Origin of the sequence: uncultured Campylobacter sp. (genome assembly GCF_937949835.1) — a bacterium.
GTDB lineage: Bacteria > Campylobacterota > Campylobacteria > Campylobacterales > Campylobacteraceae > Campylobacter_B.
Genome location: NZ_CALEDC010000249.1, coordinates 1 through 5,914, shown reverse-complemented (window position 1 = coordinate 5,914; position 5,914 = coordinate 1). Strand labels below are relative to the sequence as shown.

The 5,914-nt window shown below is 41.1% G+C and carries 7 protein-coding genes; 5 read left to right on the top strand and 2 right to left on the bottom strand.

What is annotated here, in order from left to right:
- Positions 1–164: 164 nt before the first annotated feature.
- Positions 165–329, bottom strand: coding sequence for a hypothetical protein (locus tag Q0256_RS05695; protein ID WP_297960967.1), 165 nt, complete (start codon positions 327–329; stop codon positions 165–167).
- Positions 330–581: 252 nt separating this feature from the next.
- Between Q0256_RS05695 and Q0256_RS05690 the strand changes: the two genes are divergently transcribed.
- The 4 genes from Q0256_RS05690 to Q0256_RS05675 all read left to right on the top strand — a co-directional run bounded on the left by Q0256_RS05690 (position 582) and on the right by Q0256_RS05675 (position 3,902).
- Positions 582–1,391, top strand: a complete 810-nt coding sequence (locus Q0256_RS05690) for a transporter substrate-binding domain-containing protein (protein WP_297896995.1) — start codon at positions 582–584, stop codon at positions 1,389–1,391.
- A gap of 20 nt (positions 1,392–1,411) precedes the next feature.
- Positions 1,412–2,215, top strand: a complete 804-nt coding sequence (locus Q0256_RS05685; RefSeq protein ID WP_297960964.1) for a transporter substrate-binding domain-containing protein — start codon at positions 1,412–1,414, stop codon at positions 2,213–2,215.
- Positions 2,216–2,279: 64 nt separating this feature from the next.
- The gene (locus tag Q0256_RS05680; RefSeq protein ID WP_297960961.1) at positions 2,280–3,083 is read left to right on the top strand and encodes a transporter substrate-binding domain-containing protein; all 804 of its coding nucleotides are present in this window, start codon (positions 2,280–2,282) and stop codon (positions 3,081–3,083) included.
- Between the two features lie 15 nt (positions 3,084–3,098).
- On the top strand, positions 3,099–3,902 hold the full coding sequence (locus tag Q0256_RS05675) for a transporter substrate-binding domain-containing protein (RefSeq protein ID WP_297960958.1): 804 nt from the start codon (positions 3,099–3,101) through the stop codon (positions 3,900–3,902).
- A gap of 221 nt (positions 3,903–4,123) precedes the next feature.
- Here the strand turns inward: Q0256_RS05675 and Q0256_RS05670 are convergent, their stop codons facing one another.
- On the bottom strand, positions 4,124–5,080 hold the full coding sequence (locus Q0256_RS05670) for an AraC family transcriptional regulator (RefSeq protein WP_297960955.1): 957 nt from the start codon (positions 5,078–5,080) through the stop codon (positions 4,124–4,126).
- Positions 5,081–5,189: 109 nt separating this feature from the next.
- Between Q0256_RS05670 and Q0256_RS05665 the strand changes: the two genes are divergently transcribed.
- Positions 5,190–5,852: a TonB-dependent receptor plug domain-containing protein gene (locus tag Q0256_RS05665; RefSeq protein WP_297960952.1), complete on the top strand. Its 663-nt coding sequence runs from the start codon at positions 5,190–5,192 to the stop codon at positions 5,850–5,852.
- Positions 5,853–5,914: the final 62 nt, after the last annotated feature.

The following is a 5,914-nucleotide window of genomic DNA, read 5'->3' as shown; positions in this document are numbered from 1 at the left end:
ACGGCGCGACTTTTATCGCGGAATTCTGTAGCGTGGCAAAGATTTAATTTTGCTTGCTTTTAAAATACGACGCTTGCTAAAAATTTTAAAATTCCACTTTGCTGGGCGGAAGTAGAAATTTAAGAATTTTAAATTCCACTATGTCTGCACCAAAGCACGAAATTTTAAAATTTCACTCCTTTCTTGTGCTGTTTTGCCAAATGCAACCTGCAAGATTTGATCTCATAAAATTTTAAAATTTCATCGCAAGCTTTAAAGTGCTCGTAAAATTTCTCGCCCAATCCTACGCTGAAAATTTTGTAAAATTCTGTGGCTTTAAAATTTTGCAAAATTTTAAAATTTGCCGCTAGGAAGCGGATGAAAATTCTAAAAAAAGCTCGCGTGGAATCGAAGTGGATAATGAAAAAGCGAATTTATTTGGCGACTTTACTTACTATTTAATAATCATTAAAGATATAAAAAGCTAAAATTGCTTTTCGCCTGCGGGCGAATTTAATGTCTGCTTGCCATTCGGGCGGGATTTTGAGGTTTTCCGTGGCCGTGGCAATGGCTTTGAAATTATTTATGAGAAAGGAAAAAGGATGAAGAAATTTCTCTTAAGTCTGCTCGTCGCAGCTTTGGCCAGTAGTGCGCTTTGCGCAAGATCGCTCTCCGAGATCAAAAGTAGCGGAGTGCTTAGAATAGGCGTTTATGACGCGCAGCCACCGTTTAGCAAGATAGAAGACGGCGTGCATCAGGGCTTTGAGGTCGATATGGCAAATGCCATCGCTAAAGATATGCTTCCATCAGGCGGAAAGGTGGAGTTTACCTCCGTGCTTGCAAATCAGCGTATAAAATTCCTACAAGAAGATAAGGTGGACGCGGTTATCGCAACTCTTACCGTAACTCCGGAGCGCGAGAAGCAGGTAGATTTTACGACCCCGTATTTTAGCGTCAATATAGGCATTTTGACCCGCGTCGAAGATAAGATTAAATCCTTAAATGAATTGCAAGATAAAACTATTTTAGTTCTTAGCGGCGGTACCGCAGAAACATACTTTGAAAAGCAAGGCTATAATATCGCCAGATGCGATAACGCAAACGCTTGCTACAAGGCGCTAAAAGCTGGACAGGGCGACGGGTATGCCGACGATAACCTAGTCGTGCTAGCTTATCCGGTATTAGATAAAAAGGTTGAAGTAAATATCAAAAATTTAGGCACTTCGGATTTCTTAGCCATCGGCGTGAAAAAGGGCAATTCGGAGCTTTTGGATTTTCTAAACGGCGAGCTAATCAAGCTAAGCAAAGAGGGCTTTTTCAAAAATTCGTTCGATAATTTTATCGAGCCTTACTACAAAGGAACTGCAGAGAAAAAGTATTTCTTGCTGGACGATCTTTATAGCTTGCTGTAATTTTTAAAAAGGGGGACGCTATGAAAAAGATAATCTTGGCGTTAATGCTAGCTGCGTGTTCGCTTTTTGGCAACACTTTGACTCAAATCAAAGAAAAAGGGGTTATTCGAATCGGTATAGATGGCTCGTCTCCGCCGTTTAGCGTCGCTAAAGCCGGCGAATATAGCGGCTTTGAGATACTCTTAATCGAAGGGCTTGTTAAAGAAATTTTCGGTGATAAAGGCAGCAAGATACAATATGTCGTAACGGTAGGCGATGATCGTATAAAAGCGGTACAGGATAACAGAGTTGATTTAGATATCGCGCTAATCTCGGTTACGAAAGAGCGCGAGAAGCTGGTAGATTTCTCCGATCCATACTTTAGCGTAAATATCGGCGTGCTAACTCGTAGCGACGATAATATCAGAAAGGTCTCCGATCTAAACGGAAAGACTATACTGGCGCAGCCCGGCACTACTGTGTTTGATTACTTTACGAAACAGGGCTATAACGTAGTACCGTGTGCGAGCGCGAATGAATGCTTTAATGACCTAAAATCGGGTAAGGGCGACGGATACGGCGATGATAATCTACTTGTATTTGCTTATGCCGTAGTCGATTACAAGGTTGAGGTAAATATCAAGAATTTAGGCTCGACGGACTTCCTGGCCATCGCGGTGCAAAAGGGCAATACTGAGCTGCTTAACGCGGTAAATGCGGGACTAATCGAGCTAAGTAAAAAGGGTTTTTTTACAAAAATTTTCGATGAGAGCATCGAGCCTTTTTATAAAGGCACCGTCGATAAAAAGTATTTCTTGCTGGACGATCTTTACAGCTTGTTTTGATTTAAAGTGGCGATGGATGGAATTCTATTCGCTGACAAATTTTAGTAAAATTTAAAGGAATTTTATGAAAAAGATTATATTTGCGTTGTTAATCGCTTCGTGTTCGTTATTTGCTAACTCTTTAGCGCAGATCAAAGAAAAAGGGCTTATTCGCATTGGAATAGACGGCTCACTTCCGCCGCTTAGCGTCTCCGAGGACGGCAAATACAGCGGTTTTGAAATTTCGCTTATCGAAGAGCTTTCAAAGGAAATTTTCGGCGATAAGGGCGGCAAAATCGAATATGTCGTAACTTTAGGCAATGATCGTATCACAGCCGTGCAAGATAACAAGGTCGATTTAGATATCGCAGCCATCACGGTTACGAAAGAGCGCGAGAAACTAGTGGATTTTTCAAATCCCTACTTTAGCGTAAATATCGGCGTGCTAACTCGCACCGATGATAATATAAAAACCGTAGACGATTTACAAGATAAAGAAATTTTAGCAGAGCCCGGCACTACGGCTTTTGATTATTTTAATAAGGAAGGCTTTAAAGTTATCTCATGCGCTAGTTCGAGCGAATGCTTCCGTGCGCTAAAATCCGGTCACGGCAGCGGCTATGCAGACGATAATATGGTAGTTTTGGGCTATTCGGTCGTAGATCGCAAGGTAGAGGTAAATATCAAGAATTTAGGCACGACGGACTTTTTAGCTATCGCGGTGCAAAAAGGCAACGATGACTTGCTAAACGCCTTAAACGACGGGCTTGTCAAGCTCAGCAAAAACGGCTTTTTCAAGAAAATTTTTAACGATAGCATAGATCCTTTTTACAAGGGAAAGGCTGAGAAAAAATATTTCTTGTTAGATGATCTTTATAAAATGTTTTAATTCAAAGGACGAAATATGAAAAAAATTCTACTAAGTATTTTGCTGGGTGCTGGCGCGCTTTGCGCTAACTCTCTAGCAGATATCAAGCAAGCAGGCGAAATTCGCATAGGCTTGCAAGATTCCCAGCCTCCGTTTAGCTTCGATGATAACGGCACGCTAAAGGGCTTTGAGGTTGATTTGGCAAATGAGTTAGTTAAAAATCTATTCGGCAATAAAAAGATCAAAATCGACTTTATTTCCGTAGCATCTAAAGATCGCGTCCCCTCACTGGAGCAAAACAAAGTAGATCTCATCATATCCAAGCTTACCGTCACAAAAGATCGCGTTCAGAAAGTCGATTTTTCTTACCCGTATTATTCAGTGCAGATCGGTGTGCTAAGCCGTAAGGACGATAATGTTTCAAGAATCGATCAGATCGCGCATAAAAAAATTCTAAGCGTTAAAGGCACAACTGCCGAGGAGCACTTCAAAAACGCGGGCTATGAGATTGCGACATGTGCCGATGCGAATGAATGTGTCGCCAGACTAAAGGCTGGCGAAGGCATAGGCTTTGCCGACGATAATACGGTCGTACTCGGATACGCTAGAAACGATGCCGCGCTTGATGCAAAAATCATCAACCTCGGCAAGGTAGATTATATCGCCGTCGCCCTATCTAAGGGCAATACCGAGTTGCTTGATGCGGTTAATAGCAGCCTGGTAAAAATGTATAAAGCAAAATTTTTTCACAAGGCTTTTGACGAGGATATCAAGCCATACTACGGCGGCAAGATCGATAAAAAGCACTTCACGCTCGATGAGGTTTATAGCCTGTTTTAAATTTAGACGTATTTAAAATTTTAAGGCGCCCTTTGACGTCCGAACATACGCGCAGCTGCGATATTTGATCGCAGCTCGCTTTTGCCGCCAAGGCTTCGGCGGCATTTATAATTTAAATTCCGTATTTTTGCGGGTCCGGTTGCGATATAAAATTTTATGAGATTTTGATATGCGGTTGCGAAAGAGTGTGGCTTCTAAAAGATAATCGGTCGTGCAAAATTCTAATCCGAGTAGTAAAATTTTATATCCTTTTTCAGTTGCATCGGCAATGTATTAAATTTAGCCCTAAAAATTTTAGAAAAATGCGATAAATTATTGTATCCGACCATTTTGGCGGCTTCGTTTACGCTGATTTGATCTAGACTCAATAGCTCTTTTGCAATCTCAAGCCGCTCATTTGTCAGCATCGCATAAACGCTCGTGCCGAAATATGCTTTAAAGTCCCTTTTTAGTGCAAATTCGTTCGTAGCGCAAAGATGAGCGAGCTCTTTAATGCTAGGTGGATTTTGCATATTTTCGAGTAATATTTTCTTTGCTTTTTGAACTGTTTTTATGCGATTTTCATCAAGACTAAGCGCATTTTCGGGCTCATTAAATTTATGAAAACTTCTATAAAGCATCTCTAAAATTTTACTTTCCATAAAAATTTCGCGTATTTTGCCGTCGTATATCGCGGCATTTTCGAGCTCTTTGAGAATAATATTTTGCACGGCGCTTGTTTTAAATTTCTTCATGCAAACGGCTTGATCTAAATTCAAATTTTTTAAAATTCCCAGCTCATTTGCAAAAGCGGTGCTAAGCGCTATGCAGGAGCTTTTATAGTGTTTATTTTCAAGCTCGTGAACGCCACGCAATTTGCTTTGCATAGTTCCGAGCCAAAACTCACCTTTATTCAAGACGAATTGATCTTTATCCGATCTGAAGCAGATAGGATTTTCGCCCGTATTGAAAAATAAAAATGAATAGCGGCTGCCCCGTTCGTGGCGATGCAAAAGGAAATCTCTGCAAATTATATCGCTGCTATAATATCCTATCTCTCCGCCCGTATAAAAGGAGCTAAAGTCGAATTTTATACTTTCGCTTTCAAGCTCGGTTTTATTATACCCGCATTGCTTGGACGGCTCAATGTCGTTAGATATTTTTTGCAAAAAATCATCTAAACTTATCTCTTTACTCATCTTATCCCTTTAGCGTTTAAAATAATCCCTCTGCCGTTTAGTATTTCTTGATAATGCATATCTTATTATAGTAAAATGAGTTTAAATTTTAATAAGAAAAGGGGCGTTTGTGCGCGCAATATATAAATTATCGCTGATCGCTGCTATAGCGACAGCCGGGATATCGGGCGAGATAGAAAAACAGGACAAAAGCGTAAATTTGGGTGAAATTACCGTAGTCAGTGCTACGGGCTATCGGCAAAATATCCAAGACGCACCCGCTTCTATCTCGGTTCTTACGCAAAAAGAGATACAAAAGCGCAACTACCAAGATATCTCCGCAATGCTAAAAGATTTGCCGAGTGCCTTTACCGCAACGCTAGGCGCCGCATCGAGAAAAGGCATAAGCCTAAGAGGCTTATCTCAAAAATATACGAAAATTTTAATCGACGGCAAGCCTGCGACCAGCGATAGCGCTTATAAAGGATTAAGAAGTATTGGCAGCAGCCAGAATTTCTTGCCTCCCGCAAATGCGATAGAGCGCATAGAGGTCATCCGCGGTCCTATGAGCTCGCTTTACGGCAGCGACGCTATGGGCGGAGTAATAAATATCATAACCAAAGGCTTTTCAAATGAGCTTAGCGGCAATGTAAACGGATACTATACTTTCGCTAAAAAATCGCAAATAAAAGGTGATTATCAAACGGGTTTTTATCTAAACGGAGCCATCGTCCCGGACGTGCTAGGTATCGCACTTTACGGCAGATTTTTTGAAAGCAAGGATTGCTCATGAAACACATCGTCGTAGACCTGGAGATGAATCCCGTTGCCAAGGAACACCGGGATATCCGCAGA